15 protein-coding genes and 1 pseudogene are annotated in these 14,740 nt (G+C 59.5%); 11 read left to right on the forward strand and 5 right to left on the reverse strand.

What is annotated here, in order from left to right; all coding sequences use genetic code 11:
• Window positions 1-86 precede the first annotated feature (86 nt).
• The 6 genes from ACN0SD_RS08890 (at window position 87) to ACN0SD_RS08915 (ending at window position 5,012) form a co-directional block, all read left to right on the forward strand.
• On the forward strand, window positions 87-1,373 hold the full coding sequence (locus tag ACN0SD_RS08890) for a urate hydroxylase PuuD (RefSeq protein WP_417807883.1): 1,287 nt from the start codon (window positions 87-89) through the stop codon (window positions 1,371-1,373).
• A 248-nt stretch (window positions 1,374-1,621) separates the two neighbouring features.
• Window positions 1,622-2,251: an ATP-dependent Clp protease proteolytic subunit gene (locus ACN0SD_RS08895; protein ID WP_038129633.1), complete on the forward strand. Its 630-nt coding sequence runs from the start codon at window positions 1,622-1,624 to the stop codon at window positions 2,249-2,251.
• Between the two features lie 116 nt (window positions 2,252-2,367).
• A complete protein-coding gene (gene clpX / locus ACN0SD_RS08900) occupies window positions 2,368-3,633 on the forward strand; it encodes an ATP-dependent Clp protease ATP-binding subunit ClpX (RefSeq protein WP_417807884.1) in 1,266 nt (421 codons plus the stop codon).
• A 120-nt stretch (window positions 3,634-3,753) separates the two neighbouring features.
• Complete coding sequence (locus ACN0SD_RS08905) at window positions 3,754-4,128, forward strand: NADH:ubiquinone oxidoreductase subunit NDUFA12 (RefSeq protein ID WP_417807885.1); 375 nt, start codon at window positions 3,754-3,756, stop codon at window positions 4,126-4,128.
• Window positions 4,129-4,143: 15 nt separating this feature from the next.
• Window positions 4,144-4,602 carry an outer membrane lipid asymmetry maintenance protein MlaD gene (gene mlaD / locus ACN0SD_RS08910; protein ID WP_417807886.1) on the forward strand — a complete coding sequence of 153 codons (459 nt, stop codon included), beginning with the start codon at window positions 4,144-4,146 and terminating at the stop codon, window positions 4,600-4,602.
• Window positions 4,599-5,012 (forward strand): DUF2155 domain-containing protein, encoded by a 414-nt coding sequence (locus ACN0SD_RS08915; protein WP_417807887.1) that lies wholly within the window; start codon window positions 4,599-4,601, stop codon window positions 5,010-5,012. The genes mlaD and ACN0SD_RS08915 overlap by 4 nt, the downstream gene beginning before the upstream one ends.
• Here ACN0SD_RS08915 and aat read toward each other — a convergent pair.
• The gene (aat, locus tag ACN0SD_RS08920; protein ID WP_417807888.1) at window positions 4,976-5,614 is read right to left on the reverse strand and encodes a leucyl/phenylalanyl-tRNA--protein transferase; all 639 of its coding nucleotides are present in this window, start codon (window positions 5,612-5,614) and stop codon (window positions 4,976-4,978) included. The genes ACN0SD_RS08915 and aat overlap by 37 nt on opposite strands.
• A 70-nt stretch (window positions 5,615-5,684) precedes the next feature.
• Between aat and ACN0SD_RS08925 the strand changes: the two genes are divergently transcribed.
• Entirely contained in the window at window positions 5,685-6,395 is a 711-nt protein-coding gene (locus tag ACN0SD_RS08925; protein ID WP_417807889.1) for a methyltransferase domain-containing protein, read from the forward strand.
• Between the two features lie 45 nt (window positions 6,396-6,440).
• Here the strand turns inward: ACN0SD_RS08925 and accC are convergent, their stop codons facing one another.
• Window positions 6,441-7,784, reverse strand: a complete 1,344-nt coding sequence (gene accC, locus ACN0SD_RS08930; RefSeq protein WP_417807890.1) for an acetyl-CoA carboxylase biotin carboxylase subunit — start codon at window positions 7,782-7,784, stop codon at window positions 6,441-6,443.
• Window positions 7,785-7,794: 10 nt separating this feature from the next.
• Window positions 7,795-8,286, reverse strand: coding sequence for an acetyl-CoA carboxylase biotin carboxyl carrier protein (gene accB / locus ACN0SD_RS08935; protein WP_417807891.1), 492 nt, complete (start codon window positions 8,284-8,286; stop codon window positions 7,795-7,797).
• Between the two features lie 293 nt (window positions 8,287-8,579).
• Here accB and ACN0SD_RS08940 point away from each other — a divergent pair, with 293 nt between their 5' ends.
• Window positions 8,580-9,923: an NAD(P)-dependent oxidoreductase gene (locus ACN0SD_RS08940; RefSeq protein WP_417807892.1), complete on the forward strand. Its 1,344-nt coding sequence runs from the start codon at window positions 8,580-8,582 to the stop codon at window positions 9,921-9,923.
• A gap of 3 nt (window positions 9,924-9,926) precedes the next feature.
• Complete coding sequence (preA, locus tag ACN0SD_RS08945; RefSeq protein WP_417807893.1) at window positions 9,927-11,225, forward strand: NAD-dependent dihydropyrimidine dehydrogenase subunit PreA; 1,299 nt, start codon at window positions 9,927-9,929, stop codon at window positions 11,223-11,225.
• 27 nt (window positions 11,226-11,252) lie between these two features.
• Here the strand turns inward: preA and ACN0SD_RS08950 are convergent, their stop codons facing one another.
• Window positions 11,253-11,843 carry a hypothetical protein gene (locus tag ACN0SD_RS08950; RefSeq protein ID WP_417807894.1) on the reverse strand — a complete coding sequence of 197 codons (591 nt, stop codon included), beginning with the start codon at window positions 11,841-11,843 and terminating at the stop codon, window positions 11,253-11,255.
• A 117-nt stretch (window positions 11,844-11,960) separates the two neighbouring features.
• Window positions 11,961-12,611 carry a TetR family transcriptional regulator C-terminal domain-containing protein gene (locus ACN0SD_RS08955; RefSeq protein ID WP_417807895.1) on the reverse strand — a complete coding sequence of 217 codons (651 nt, stop codon included), beginning with the start codon at window positions 12,609-12,611 and terminating at the stop codon, window positions 11,961-11,963.
• 194 nt (window positions 12,612-12,805) lie between these two features.
• Here ACN0SD_RS08955 and ACN0SD_RS08960 point away from each other — a divergent pair.
• Both ACN0SD_RS08960 and ACN0SD_RS08965 read left to right on the forward strand, forming a co-directional pair.
• A pseudogene (locus ACN0SD_RS08960) lies at window positions 12,806-13,739 on the forward strand (aminotransferase class III-fold pyridoxal phosphate-dependent enzyme).
• A 105-nt stretch (window positions 13,740-13,844) separates the two neighbouring features.
• Window positions 13,845-14,651: a hypothetical protein gene (locus ACN0SD_RS08965; RefSeq protein ID WP_417807896.1), complete on the forward strand. Its 807-nt coding sequence runs from the start codon at window positions 13,845-13,847 to the stop codon at window positions 14,649-14,651.
• The last annotated feature ends 89 nt before the right edge of the window (window positions 14,652-14,740 follow it).

A 14,740-nucleotide genomic window follows, 5' to 3' on the forward strand; every position in this document is an offset into this window, starting at 1 on the left:
CGGATGGACAATTTTTGCCCGTTTAGGCGCTGGGTTGGCTTGCGCTTGCGCGGAGCTTGGGGAACTCTGGCGCAAATGAGGGACGGATGATGGATTACACCTTCTGGATGGAATGGGCGCAATTTGCGGTGCGCTGGCTGCATGTGATCACTGCGATCGCGTGGATCGGATCGTCGTTTTATTTCATCGCGCTCGATCTGGGGCTGACGCCGGAACCCGGCGCGCCCAAAGGTGTGACCGGGGCCGCGTGGCAGGTGCATGGCGGCGGGTTTTACCACATCCAGAAATACATGGTCGCGCCGGACCAGATGCCAAGCCGTCTGACCTGGTTCAAGTGGGAGAGCTACGGCACATGGTTGTCAGGATTTGCGATGCTGATCCTGCTATATTGGATGCAGGCCCAGTTTTTCCTGATTGATCCGCGCGTGATGGATCTGAACGTCTGGCAAGCGGTGGCGATCTCGGCGGGCTCGTTGCTGTTTGGCTGGATCTCTTATGATCTGATCTGCAAGTCGCGTTTTGGCGAGGATAACACCCGCCTGATGCTGGGGCTTTACGTGATTCTGGTGGCTATGGCTTGGGGCTACACGCAGGTGTTTTCGGGCCGTGCGGCCTTGCTGCACCTCGGCGCCTTCACCGCCACGATTATGACCGCGAATGTGTTTTTAATTATCATGCCCAATCAGCGCATCGTGGTGGCGGATCTAAAGGCAGGGCGTTCGCCTGACCCGAAATATGGGAAAATCGCCAAGCAGCGCTCGACCCATAACAACTATCTGACGCTGCCAGTGATTTTCTTGATGCTGTCTAATCACTATCCGTTGGCATTTGCGAGCCAGTACAACTGGTTGATCGCCTCGCTGATTTTCCTGATGGGGGTGACGATCCGTCATTTCTTCAACACACATCACGCTCACAAGGGGAGCCCGTGGTGGACTTGGGGTGTGACAGCGGTGATTTTCGGGCTGATCATTTGGCTGTCGTCGATCCCGAAACCCGATGCGGGCGGTGATGAGGATGGGATGGCGATGCTGACCCCGGACGAGGCGCGCTTTGCCGCAGCGCCGGGCTTTGAGGATGTCAGCGATATCGTGATGGGGCGCTGTTCGATGTGCCACGCATCCGAGCCGGGATTTGACGGCATCGGGCGCGCACCCAAGGGCATTCATCTTGAGACCCCGCGCGAAGTGGCCGCCGCCGCGCGCGAGATTTATATGCAAGCCGGGCTGAGTGATGCGATGCCCCCCGGCAATCTCAGCTTTATGGAGCCCGAGGAACGCGCCGCGATCCGCAAATGGTATCGTGCAGGGGAGGGGTATGTGCAGTCGGCGCAAGCAGAGAGCGCGCCCAAAACGAACCCTGGCGATTCGTAACCGTGGGCATGTTTGAGTAAATGGCCCTCTGCTTCGCTGATTCTCAAAATAGAACCGCGTAAGTGATCACCTTGCGTTAGCTGCGCCCTTGCCACCCCTTATCCATCACACGCGTTAGCAATAGATTAACCCCGCCATGCGAAAACGAATCCTTTGCGCGCCCTTGCAGCGCTTTGCCCGCGTCACTAAGACTTCTGTAAAGAACTGAGGCTATGGATTTTGCAAAGACACCTAGGAAGGGCATCTCGATGAAAGACCCCCAAGACTTTTACATGAATACGCTGGTGCCTATGGTGGTCGAGCAGACGTCGCGCGGCGAACGCGCCTATGACATCTTCTCGCGCCTCCTCAAAGAGCGCATCATTTTCTTGTCCGGCCCTGTGCATGACGGCATGTCGACGCTGATCTGCGCCCAGCTTTTGTTCCTTGAGGCGGAAAACCCGAACAAGGAAATTGCGATGTATATCAACAGCCCCGGTGGCGTCGTTACCTCGGGACTGTCGATCTATGACACGATGCAATACATCAAACCCAAGATCTCAACTTTGGTGATCGGGCAGGCGGCTTCGATGGGCTCTCTGCTGCTGACGGCGGGCGAAAAAGACATGCGATTCTCGCTGCCCAACAGCCGGGTGATGGTCCACCAGCCCTCGGGCGGGTATCAGGGGCAGGCGACCGATATCATGATTCACGCGCGCGAGACGGAAAAGCTCAAGCGTCGTCTGAATGAGATCTACGTCAAACACACCGGCAATGACTACGAAACCGTCGAAGCGGCGCTCGAGCGTGACAATTTCATGTCAGCCGAAGATGCCAAAAAATGGGGTTTGATTGACGAAATTCTTGAAAGCCGCACTCCGAGCGAAGGCGAAAAGTGATCCCGGGACTTAACTGACCCGCGAATTTGACATTGAGGTAGCGGGTGGCCTGTCTTAGTCTGACCGGGACAGGCCCCCGAAATAGCCCGGACGGCCGGGCAGCGCAGAGGTTTTAGATGGCGAACTCGAACGGTTCCGACAGCAAGAACACGCTCTATTGCTCGTTTTGCGGCAAGAGCCAGCATGAGGTCCGCAAGCTGATCGCGGGCCCGACAGTGTTCATCTGCGATGAATGCGTTGAGCTGTGCATGGATATTATCCGCGAGGAAACGAAATCGGCGGGGCTGAAAACCACCGATGGCGTGCCCACGCCGCGCGATATTTGCAAGGTTCTCGATGATTATGTGATCGGGCAGGAACATGCCAAGCGCGTGCTGTCCGTTGCGGTGCATAACCACTACAAACGGCTTAACCACGGCTCGAAAACCGATATTGAGCTAGCAAAATCCAACATCCTGCTGATCGGCCCGACGGGCTGCGGCAAGACCCTGCTGGCCCAAACGCTGGCGCGGATTTTGGATGTGCCCTTCACGATGGCCGATGCGACCACGCTGACCGAGGCGGGGTATGTCGGTGAAGATGTGGAAAACATCATCCTGAAGCTGCTGCAAGCCAGCGAATATAACGTCGAACGAGCGCAGCGCGGCATCGTCTATATCGACGAGGTCGACAAGATCACGCGCAAGTCCGACAACCCCTCGATCACGCGCGACGTGTCGGGTGAGGGCGTGCAACAAGCGCTTCTGAAAATCATGGAAGGCACCGTGGCCTCGGTGCCCCCACAAGGCGGGCGCAAGCATCCCCAGCAGGAATTCTTGCAAGTGGATACGACCAATATCCTGTTCATTTGTGGCGGCGCGTTCGCGGGTCTTGATCGCATCATTGCGCAGCGCGGCAAGGGCTCAGCGATGGGCTTTGGCGCGGATGTTAAGGAAAAAGATAGCCGCGGTGTGGGCGAAATTTTCATGGATCTCGAGCCCGAAGATCTGCTGAAATTCGGCCTGATCCCTGAGTTTGTTGGCCGTCTGCCGGTGATCGCGACGCTGACCGATCTGGATGCCGAGGCGCTGGTGACCATCCTGACCGCGCCGAAAAACGCGTTGGTCAAACAATACCAGCGTCTGTTCGACATTGAGGGCGTAAAGCTGACCTTCACCGATGATTCGCTCGTCGCGATTTCCAAACGTGCGATCGAACGTAAGACTGGTGCGCGGGGCCTGCGCTCGATCATGGAAGATATCCTGCTGGATACCATGTTCGAACTGCCCGGTCTGGATGACGTCGAAGAAGTGGTGGTCAACGAAGAGGCGGTCACGCAATCCGAGGCCAAACCCCTTCTGATCTACGCCGACAAAAAGAAAGAAGGCAAATCAGCAAGCTGAGTCCTTCAAACTACAAGTTTTGAAAGGCGGGCTTCGGCTCGCCTTTTTTTGCGCCTGCCGACACTGGACCTCGCCGCGTCAAAGGATATAACGGTCAGGACAGATCGCGGAGGGTGTCCCATGAAATTCCTGCTTCGGCTTCTGACCTGGTGGAACGGTCAAACGCTTGGCACGCAATTGTTCACCGCGCGCAAAGGCGTGAAGGTGGGTGAGGACGCGCAGGGCAATATCTATTATCACTTGCGCGACGACAAGAAACGCTGGGTGATCTATAACGGCGTGATCGAAGCCAGCCGCATCCCCCCCGATTGGCATGGCTGGATTCATTTCACCTTTGACGAGCCGCCGACCGAGCAGCCCTTTGCTCATAAGGCTTGGGAAAAGCCGCATCAGGAAAACCACACCGGCACGGCTGCGGCCTATGTGCCGCCCGGCTCGATCCGCTTGGCGCAACCGGTGGAGCGGCGCGACTACGAGGCGTGGCAACCCAAATAATCGCAAGGGACGGCAATGTCTGAGAACCGCACCGAGATCGTGACCGGGGCCGTTGTTTTGGTCGTAGCGCTGGGTTTTCTGGTCTGGGCCGGGCGCGGGATCGGCCTTGGCCCCGAGGGCGGTAGCTATCCGCTGCATGCCTCTTTCCGCTCGATCGGCGGTGTGATTGCGGGCACCGATGTGCGGCTCGCAGGGGTCAAGGTGGGCACGGTGACCGATGTGTCGCTGAACCCGAAAACCTTTTTCGCCGACACGACGATCACCGTGAAAGACAGCGTGAAACTGCCCGAGGATACCGTGATTGCAGTGACGCAAGACGGGCTCATGGGCAGCAATTATATCGAATTGATCCCCGGCGGCGCGATGGATGACCTCAAGCCCGGTGATGAGATACTGGATACGCAAAGCGCGGTTTCGGTGCTGAATCTGATGCTAAAATTTGCCGGTGGTGGCACGCAGGAGGAGGCGCAATGATCCGCGCATTGATGCTCGCTTTGATGATGCTGCCCGGCATGGCGAGGGCGCAGGAATTGCTGCCAGACGCAACGCCTGATGACCAGATACCGCAAGCTGAACCCGCTCGCGGGCTGGCTGATGGCACGGGGGCGATACTACGCGGGCTTGATAAGGTGGCGGGCACGACCTCGAATATCGAGATGAAAGTCGGGCAGAGTGTCAAATTCGGATTTATTTCCATCACTTTGCGCGAATGTCGCTATCCGGCGGATGATCCGTCCTCAAACGCCTATGCGTTCCTGACGATCACCGAGGCCGCTAAGCCGCAACCCGATTTTTCGGGCTGGATGATTGCCTCAAGCCCCGCACTTTCGGCGCTCGATCATCCCCGTTATGACGTTTGGGTCATTCGCTGCACCAGCAATTGAGGCGTAGGGACATCCGGCGCAGTGAAATCCGCGCTTTGAAGCAGCGCTTTCGCGAGACGCGAGCGATACTCGACACGCGTCACCTCGATCCCGCCAAGGCTGGCTAAATGCGGCGTGATATACTGCGTGTCAAATAGCGTGAACCCCGCCTGTCGCAACCGATCCACTGCGAAGGCAATCGCGATTTTCGATCCGCTTTTACGTGCGGAAAACATGCTTTCGCCAAAAAACGCGCCCCCCAGCGTGATGCCGAACACCCCGCCAACCAGATCCGCACCCTGCCAGACCTCAACCGAATGAGCATAACCGGCCGCGTGAAGATCGTCATATAGCGCGAAGAGCGGCCCGTTGATCCAGGTTTCACTGCGATCCGCGCAGCCCTCAACCACGGCGCGAAACGCGCGATTAGTTGAAATAGTAAAATCTGCGCGCCGAATCTCCTTCGCGAGAGAGCGCGAAATGTGGAAATTGTCTAAGGGCATAATTCCGCGTTGTGCGGGGTCAAACCAGTGAAGCTGCGTCGATTCGCGGCTCTCGGCCATTGGAAATATACCTTGCGCATAGCCTGTCAGAAGGAGTTGCGCGCTTAGCCTGTCCGTCATTTTCTTGCCCGTTTTTCCCGTTACGCCTAGGGTGCCCCCAAAATGAACCAGAGCGAGGCCGAGCGCAAATATGGGTTTTTATGATTTTCTGCCCGAGATCGGGCGTTACGCCGATGACCCGGGCACGGTGGACCGCATGAACCTGCGCCACAAGGTGATTATCAAGCCGCTCGAAGATCAGATCGCGGGCAAACGCGTGCTGGACCTAGCGGCGCATGACGGGCGCTGGGCCTATGCGTTTGCGGCGGCTGGTGCGCGCGAAGTGGTCGGGATCGAGGGGCGTCAGGAACTGATAGACCGCTTTGACGAATTCCCCCGCGCCCATCTGCGCGAGAGGGTGCGATTGATTTGCGATGATATTTACGACGGGATGCAAAAGCTGATCGACGCGGGCGAACGCTTTGATGTCGTTGGGGTTTTTGGTATACTCTATCACGTCATGGACCATTTCCGCCTGTTTCAACTTGTGCGTAAGCTCGGTCCGGAACTGGTGATTGTGGATAGCGAGTTTGCGCAGCGTCCGGGTCAGGTAATCATGCTGGTGCGCGAACGCACGGATAATGAGCTGAACTCGATTCCCCAGATCAAAGGGCAGGAAAAGGCGCTGATCGGCATTCCATCCTTCCCAGCGATGGAGGCGATGGCCGATGTGCTGGATTACGATTGTCACTGGCTTGATTGGAACGAGATCGGGCCGGGCAAGCGCAAATTTGTCGGCGATTATTACCGCCCCGCCGATCAGCCCAAGCGACGCGGCACCTGCCTGTTGATCCCGAAATAGAAAAACGCCCCCAAGCGAGGGCGTTTTCATGGTCGCGTGTTCAGCTTACAGGTTTTTCTCAAGCCACTTTTCAAGCCAATGGATCGAGTAATTTCCAGCCTGAATATCCGGCTCGGCCAGCAGCGCGTTGAACAGCGGGACGGTGGTATCGACACCATCCACGATCAGCTCTCCCAGCGCGCGATACAGTCGTTGAAGCGCCTCGTGACGGTCGCGCCCATGCACGATCAGCTTGCCGATCAAGCTGTCGTAATAGGGCGGGATCGTGTAGCCGTCATACAGCGCGCTATCCATGCGCACGCCAAGGCCGCCGGGCGCGTGATAATGCGTTATCTTGCCGGGGCAGGGCGTGAAATTGGGCAACTTTTCAGCGTTGATACGCACCTCGATGGCGTGACCGCGAATCGACAGCTTATCCTGCTCAAACTCCATCGGCTCGCCCGCAGCGACCTTGATTTGCTGGCGCACCAGATCAACGCCAAAAATCGCCTCGGTGACAGGGTGTTCGACCTGCAGGCGGGTGTTCATCTCGATGAAATAGAACTCGCCGTCTTCATAGAGAAACTCGATCGTTCCCGCGCCAGAATAGCCCATTTTACCAATCGCATCGGCGCAAATGCCACCGATCCGCGCGCGCTGTTCGGGCGTGATCGAGGGGCCGGGGGCCTCTTCGAACACTTTCTGGTGGCGCCGCTGCAGCGAGCAATCGCGCTCTCCCAGATGGACGCCGCGCCCTTTACCATCACCAAAGACCTGGACTTCGATATGGCGGGGCCGTTGGAGGTATTTCTCCATGTAGACTTCGTCATTGCCGAAGGCCGATTTCGCCTCGGCACGCGCGGTGCGAAACGCGCTTTCCAGCGCAGCCTCGTCAGCGGCGACCTTCATGCCGCGCCCACCGCCACCAGCGGTCGCCTTGATGATCACCGGATAGCCCATTGCGGCGGCTTCTTTCTTGGCCGACGCGACATCAGGAACGCCTGCCGCCGAGCCGGGAACCACCGGAATACCCAGCTTTTTCGCGGTTTCCTTGGCGGTGATCTTATCACCCATCAGGCGGATATGCTCTGCTGAGGGGCCGATAAAGGTAATGCCGTGATCTTCAAGCACCTGCACGAAAGCGGCGTTCTCCGACAGGAACCCGTAGCCGGGATGGATCGCCTGCGCGCCGGTGATTTCACAGGCGGCCACGATTGCGGGGACCGAAAGATAGCTTAGCGTCGACGAGGGCGGGCCGATGCACACAGATTCATCGGCCATGCGCACATGCATCGCGTCCGAATCGGCGGTCGAGTGGACCGCGACGGACGCGATCCCCATTTCGCGACACGCGCGGATGACGCGCAGCGCGATTTCGCCGCGATTGGCGATCAGGATCTTGTCAAACATCTTCGCGCCCTCACTCAACGATCATCAGGGTCGTGCCAAACTCCACCGGCTGGCCGTCATCCACGAGGATGCGCTTGACCGTGCCCGATTTCGGGGCCGGGATATGGTTCATCGTTTTCATCGCCTCGACGATCATCAGCGTCTGGCCTTCTGTGACCTGATCGCCGGGTTTGACGAACGCTGGCGCGCCGGGCTCTGGCGACATATAGGCGGTGCCCACCATCGGCGAGGCCACTGCGCCGGGATGATCTGCGGGATCGTCATTCACGGGGGCTGCGTCGCTCGGGGCAGGGCTTGCCGAGGCCGTTACCGGGACAGGGGCCGCCGCCATCGGTGCCGCAGCTTGTTGCACCACATTCACCTGTTTGGCCACGCGCACCTTCAGGCTGTCATCGGGGCCGTAATCGCGTGTCACCGCCAATTCGGTCAGCTTGTTGGCGTTCAGAAGTTCGGCGAGAGCCTGAATGAAGGCCACGTCATTGTCTCGGGTGTCTTTGGTCATGCGATCCTCAAGGGGTGCTTTTACGAATGGCCCGTTCTGTCGGGGCCTTACAATGTCACAGGCGGTTATACGCGAGGTGGCGCGCGGTGAAAAGCCGCAACGGATTGCGCAGGGTCAAGCACTCGCGAAATCTTGACTGCCCGGAGAATAGGCAAGCGAAGGGCATCGCGCTCAATCTCCGGGCAAAGCGGAGGAAACGGGCCTCCGCTGCAGTGCGGAATATTTTACCACTTGATAAAATTCAAGACTGTGGCAGCGTAGGGGCAGCAAAAAAAAGAACAGGGAGCCCGCAAATGTCACACAGCCAGCTCACCGAAGGGATCGTGCCGGGACGGCTTGATCCTGAGGGTTACTGCACCAATTTCGCCGATGTCGCGCCGCCGCTTGGCGTGCAAGAGGCGCGCATCGCCGCCGATCGGTGTTATTTTTGCCACGATGCGCCTTGCATGGAGGCCTGCCCGACTTCGATCGACGTGCCGCTGTTCATCCGGCAAATCTCGACCGGCACGCCCGAGGCGGCGGCCCTCACCATCTTTGAGCAAAACATTCTGGGAGGCATGTGCGCACGCGTTTGCCCGACCGAAACCCTGTGCGAAGGTGCGTGCGTTCGTATGGACTCCGAGGGCGAGCCGGTGGAAATCGGCGCGTTGCAGCGCTTTGCCACCGACACGTTGATGGCGAAGCAGGACCACCCGTTTTCGCGTGCCCCGCGCACCGGCAAATCGGTGGCAGTCGTGGGCGCTGGCCCTGCGGGGCTGGCCGCGGCACATCGCCTTGCGATGCTGGGCCATGAGGTTACGCTGTATGATGCCCACAACAAACCCGGCGGGCTGAACGAATATGGGATCGCCAGCTACAAGGCACCGGGCGGCTTCGCGCAGGCCGAAGTGGCGTGGTTGATGCAGATCGGCGGCATCACGGCGGTCGAAAACTGGCAGTTGGGCCGTGAGGGTGATGGCGATCTGGCCGACCTATTGGCCAATCACGACGCAGTTTTCCTTGGCATGGGGTTAAGCGGAGTGAATGCGCTGCGCCTTGAGGGCGAGGACAAAGACGGCATTCGCCCCGCGACCGACTTTATCTCGGAACTGCGTCAGGCCTCGGATCTGGCCAGCTTGCCGATTGGGCGTGATGTGGTGGTGATCGGCGGCGGCATGACGGCGGTTGATGCCGCGGTTCAATCGAAATTGCTCGGCGCGCTGCATGTGACCCTTGTCTATCGTCGTTCGCGCGCGGAAATGCCCGCCAGCCTGCACGAGCAGGAACATGCGCTGACCCATGGCGTGACCATCATCGAGAACGCGGCGCCGGTGGCAATCCATGGCAATGGCGCGGTGCGTGAGGTGGAATTCGCCTATACGCGTTCCGGCCCTGATGGGCTTGAGATGACTGACACTACCCTCCGCCTACCCGCCGATCAGGTGTTCAAGGCCATCGGTCAGACGCTGGGAGACATGCCCGCCAAGGTCGAGGTCGCAGGCGGCAAGATCAAGGTTGACGGGGCCGGGCGCACCTCGGCTGCGCGCGTCTGGGCAGGGGGCGATTGCACCCATGCGGGCGAAGATCTGACCGTCACGGCGGTGGCGCAAGGGCGCGACGCTGCACAAGATATCCACCACGTTTTGATGGAGGGCTAAGACATGGCCGATCTGCGTTCCAAATTCATCGGTATCAAATCTCCCAACCCGTTCTGGCTGGCCTCGGCCCCGCCCACGGATAAGGAATACAACGTCCGGCGTGCCTTTGAGGCGGGCTGGGGGGGCGTCGTGTGGAAAACGCTCGGGTCTGAGGGGCCGCCCGTGGTCAACGTCAACGGCCCGCGCTACGGCGCGATTTACGGGGCGGACCGGCGGCTGCTGGGGTTGAATAATATCGAACTGATCACCGATCGCCCGCTAGAGGTGAACCTGCGCGAGATCAAGTCGGTCAAGCGCGACTACCCGGATCGGGCGCTGATCGTATCGCTGATGGTGCCCTGCGACGAGGATAGCTGGAAGGCGATCCTTGCACGCGTCGAGGAAACCGAGGCCGATGGGGTTGAGCTGAACTTCGGCTGCCCGCACGGGATGGCCGAACGCGGCATGGGCTCGGCTGTCGGACAGGTGCCTGAGTATATCGAGATGGTCACGCGTTGGGTGAAACAACATTCGCGCATGCCCTGTATCGTGAAACTCACGCCCAACATCTCCGACATTCGCGGCCCGGCGCGGGCGGCCAAGGCGGGGGGCGCGGATGCGGTCAGCCTGATCAATACAATCAATTCGATCACTTCGGTCGATCTGGATGATTTCGCGCCTGAACCCACGATTGACGGCAAGGGCACGCATGGCGGCTATTGCGGCCCGGCGGTCAAGCCGATCGCGCTGAATATGGTGGCCGAGATCGCACGCGATGCCGAAACGGCGGGCCTGCCGATTTCGGGCATTGGTGGCGTCACGACCTGGCGCGACGGGGCCGAATTCATGGCGCTCGGCGCGGGCAATGTGCAGGTGTGCACGGCGGCCATGACCTACGGGTTCAAGGTCGTGCAAGAGATGATCTCGGGCCTGTCGGAATACATGGATCGCAAGGGTTTCACCAACACGTCCGAGCTGGTGGGTCGCGCGGTGCCCAATGTGACGGATTGGCAATATCTCAACCTAAATTATGTCACCAAAGCTGAGATCGTTCAGGACGATTGCATTAAGTGCGGGCGTTGCTTTGCGGCGTGCGAGGATACGAGCCATCAGGCCATCGCGATGTCCGAGGACCGCACCTTCACCGTCAAGGATGAGGAATGCGTTGCCTGCAACCTGTGCGTCGAGGTCTGCCCGGTCGATTGCATCGAGATGAAGCAGATGCCCAAGGGCAGCGTTGATCCGCGCACCGGGGAAACAGTCGGCGATTATGCCAATTGGACGACGCATCCCAATAATCCTTCGGCCACCGCCGCCGAGTGAGGGCGCGCCCCCCTGTTGGGGGGCGCATCAGCGCGTCACGTCAAGCTGTGGCACACTGGTTTGGGGCGTTTGCGGCCAAGGCCGGGTTTGCCATTGCTGCGCCGCGCTTGTGTCAGGCGCGGCGTCTTGCGTCATTGCAGCCGATTTCGCGGCCTCCCCGGATTGAGACGATGCCACCCCCTTGATCGCGCTGTCTTGCGCGGGCGTTTCGCCTTGCGACTCTGGCGTTTCGGTAGCCTCCGACGCCTCTGACGCGGCCATATCCGTATCCCCCGCTATCGCCGAAACGGCCATGACCCGCGCTGCCGCCTCTTCTAGCGGTGACACATCAAAGGTCGGCATTGGCCCTGACGGTGCATTGGGATCAGGCGGCGGCCCGACCGGCTCGATTTGGGCCTCGCCAACGCCGACGCGCGCCGCAGCAATACCGCTGAAAAACCGCGCGGTTTGCGCATGGTCTTGCGCCGTTTGCGTATCCGTTCCCGCACTTTTTCCGTCATCCGTATCGGCGGACGTCGCCGCCGGTTCTACCGTTGTTGCAGGCGCATTTTTAGGTGTCGCCGGGCTTAACAGCGGCGACCAACCCGTTTGAGGCATCAGCCCCGATATCCGGTCCATCCCCATTTCCTCGCATAAGCATCCCCACAGGGTGAGTCTGCGCGCAAGAAGTTTCGCAAAGGTAAAGAGGTGGCCGCGGTTTAACCCTAAGGTTAACGCTGCAGCCAAAGGGTGCGATCAGGGGGCAAGCAAGCGACCGAACAGCATATCCAGAAATTGTCCTGCGCCCTCAAACGGGTCCGTGCCGGGGCCGAGAACCGCACGCACCTGCACCTCGAAATCGGCGTAATGCTGGGTCAGCGCCCAGATCGAGAAAATCAAATGATGGGGATCGACAGGCGCCAGCTTGCCTGCGTCGATCCAGCTGCGAATAACCTGCGCCTTGCTATCAACCAGGGCCTTGAGATTGTGGCCCAATTCATCTTCCATCCGGGGCGCGCCTTGCAGCATCTCATTGGCGAAAAGCCTGCTTTCACGGGGCATTTCGCGGCTCATCTCAAGCTTGCGCCGCATGTACGACATTATTTCGGCGCGCGGTTCTCCGTCGGGCTCCATCGCGCGCAGTGGGGCCAGCCAGATGTCAAGAAGCCCAGCCATCAACTCGGCATGGATCGCCTCTTTAGAGGGGAAATAATACAGCAAATTGGGCTTGCTCAAACCGGCTTCGGTCGCGATCTGATCCAGCGTCGAGCCGCGAAAACCATGCGCGGAAAACACCTCAAGCGCGGCCTCAAGGATCTTGTGCCGGTTCAATTTCTGAATTCGGGTCAGCGGTTTATCCGCATCTTGCCCTCGCGCAAAGCGCACCTGATTCCCGGTGTCATTCAATTCATTTCTCCCGATCACGCTAAAGTAACCGAAAAGCGGCGCGTGGATCAACGTAGCGTTGCCTTTGCGCTAGGGCAAGTCGCGTCACAATTCGCGCGCTTGACTGACTTCTTCGCTGTGGCAGCGTTCACTCTGACCGATTGGTCAAATCGTTATGCTCGGCCCGTGGCGCTGCCCCGGGCCGGAGACACGCCATGGCCCTTGATCGCAAGATCCCCAATGAGCTGAGCGCATTCTGGATGCCGTTCACCGCGAACCGCCAGTTCAAGAAGAACCCGCACATGTTCGTGGGGGCCAAGGACACGCATTACACCACCGCCGACGGGCGTCAGGTGCTGGATGGCACGGGGCGGGGCTGTGGTGCTGCAACGCGGCCCATTGCCGCCTGCTGATCACCGAGGCCATCCAGAGACAGGCCGCTGAGATGGATTACGCACCCGCCTTCTAGGTGGGCCATCCGATTGCGTTTGAGCTGGCCAACCGTCTGATCGACATCGCGCCCAAAGGCTATCTACAAAAGTTGCGTGAAATCACTAAAAAGCACGACATCCTGCTGATCTTTGACGAGGTGATCACCGGGTTTGGCCGCCTGGGCGCCGCCTTTGCCGCGTAGCATTATGGCGTCACGCCCGATATCATGACTACCGCCAAGGGGTTGACGAATGGCGTCATTCCGAAGGGGGGACATGATGACCACGGGACGGTGCATGACGCATTCATGAACGGCCCCGAGTATATGATCGAGCTGTCTCACGGCTATACCTATTCCGGTAACCCGATTGCTCGGCGGCTGAACTGGCGACGCTGGAAACCTACAAGCAAGAGGGCCTGTTCGAGCGCGCCGCAGGCCTTGCTCCTTATTGGCTGGCGGCGTTGCATTCGCTCATGGGCATGCGCCATGTGATTTATATTCGCAACGAGGGTCTGATCGGCTCGGTCGAGCTGGAACCGATCGCGGGCGAGCCGACGAAACGCGCCTTTAGCGGCTTCCTCAAGGCCTATGAGAATGGCACCCTGATCCGCACCACGGGGGACATCATCGCCATGTCGCCGCCGCTGATCATCTCGAAAGAGCAAATCGACGAGTTGATCGGGACACTCAAGGACGTGCTGGAAACGCTCGACTAGACAGTTTGATCGGGCGCACGCGCGAAACAACGCCGATCTGCCCGGTTCGCCCCTTGCGCCGTTGCCAGCGCTGCCTATTTTACGCGCAGCCCCGGAGGTTTCCCCATGCTGCGCCTCGCGTTCTTTTTCGCCCTTCTTTTGCCCGCCACCCCTGCGCTTGCCGAACTCGTCTCGTGCAAGACCTCGATTCGCGGCGAGACCTATGATTTCCGTTATGATCCCGACAATGCGGCGCTTAAAGACAGCCGCAGTCTGCGCGAAAAAGTGCTTGGGGAAAAAGGCGATGTAACCTGTCCTGCACTGGTGACCCTGCGTGCGCTGACGCCTGAGCTGGATGATGCCGGGCGCGCGCCGTTTTGTTTGCAATGGGATCGCAAGGCCGAGACTTATCTTGGCTATGACGAGGGCGCGCGCGACGCATATGGGATGTGCCGCAAACCGTCGAAAAGTTTCTGCCAGCGGTTGGCGGGTACGTCTCAGGCCGTGCAGGGCCTTGGAAGTGATGCGGAAGGCCTTGCTGCGGATGCTGCGGGAGTGGTCGTTGGCGGGAAACTCGGCACAAAGATCGTGCGCGATCAGTCGGGCCGCTTGCGTGACAAACTGCTTCAAGCCGGGATTGGTGTTTTGGCCGCCTCATCGCCGCCCGCGCTGGCCGCGACCGCGGTGATTGTGGGCAGCACGGTGTATGTCTGCTCGGATCGGGGCGCTGAGGGAGCGGCGATGCAGGCTGCGCCCGAGCCCGATCTCAAAAGCGGGGCCGAGATTGCAGAAGGGGCCGAGTTGTTGGGGGCAAAACTGCCCAAGACGCATCTGCCCGAGGGTGTTGAGGGGGCTCCGTCCGCGCCAGTCGAGGTTGCGCCACTGACCCAGCCAGATACCTCCGCCCCTAATCAACCCGAGCAGTCAGATTGAAGGTTTGATGGGGGGGCTGAAAGAAGAGCTTAAGATGATCGCGTGATCTCTCTTTCCCTTGCGGGCCGAAGCCCAACGAAAAGACCAAG

It is taken from the genome of Thioclava sp. (assembly GCF_048263065.1).
In the GTDB taxonomy this organism is placed as follows: Bacteria; Pseudomonadota; Alphaproteobacteria; order Rhodobacterales; family Rhodobacteraceae; genus Thioclava.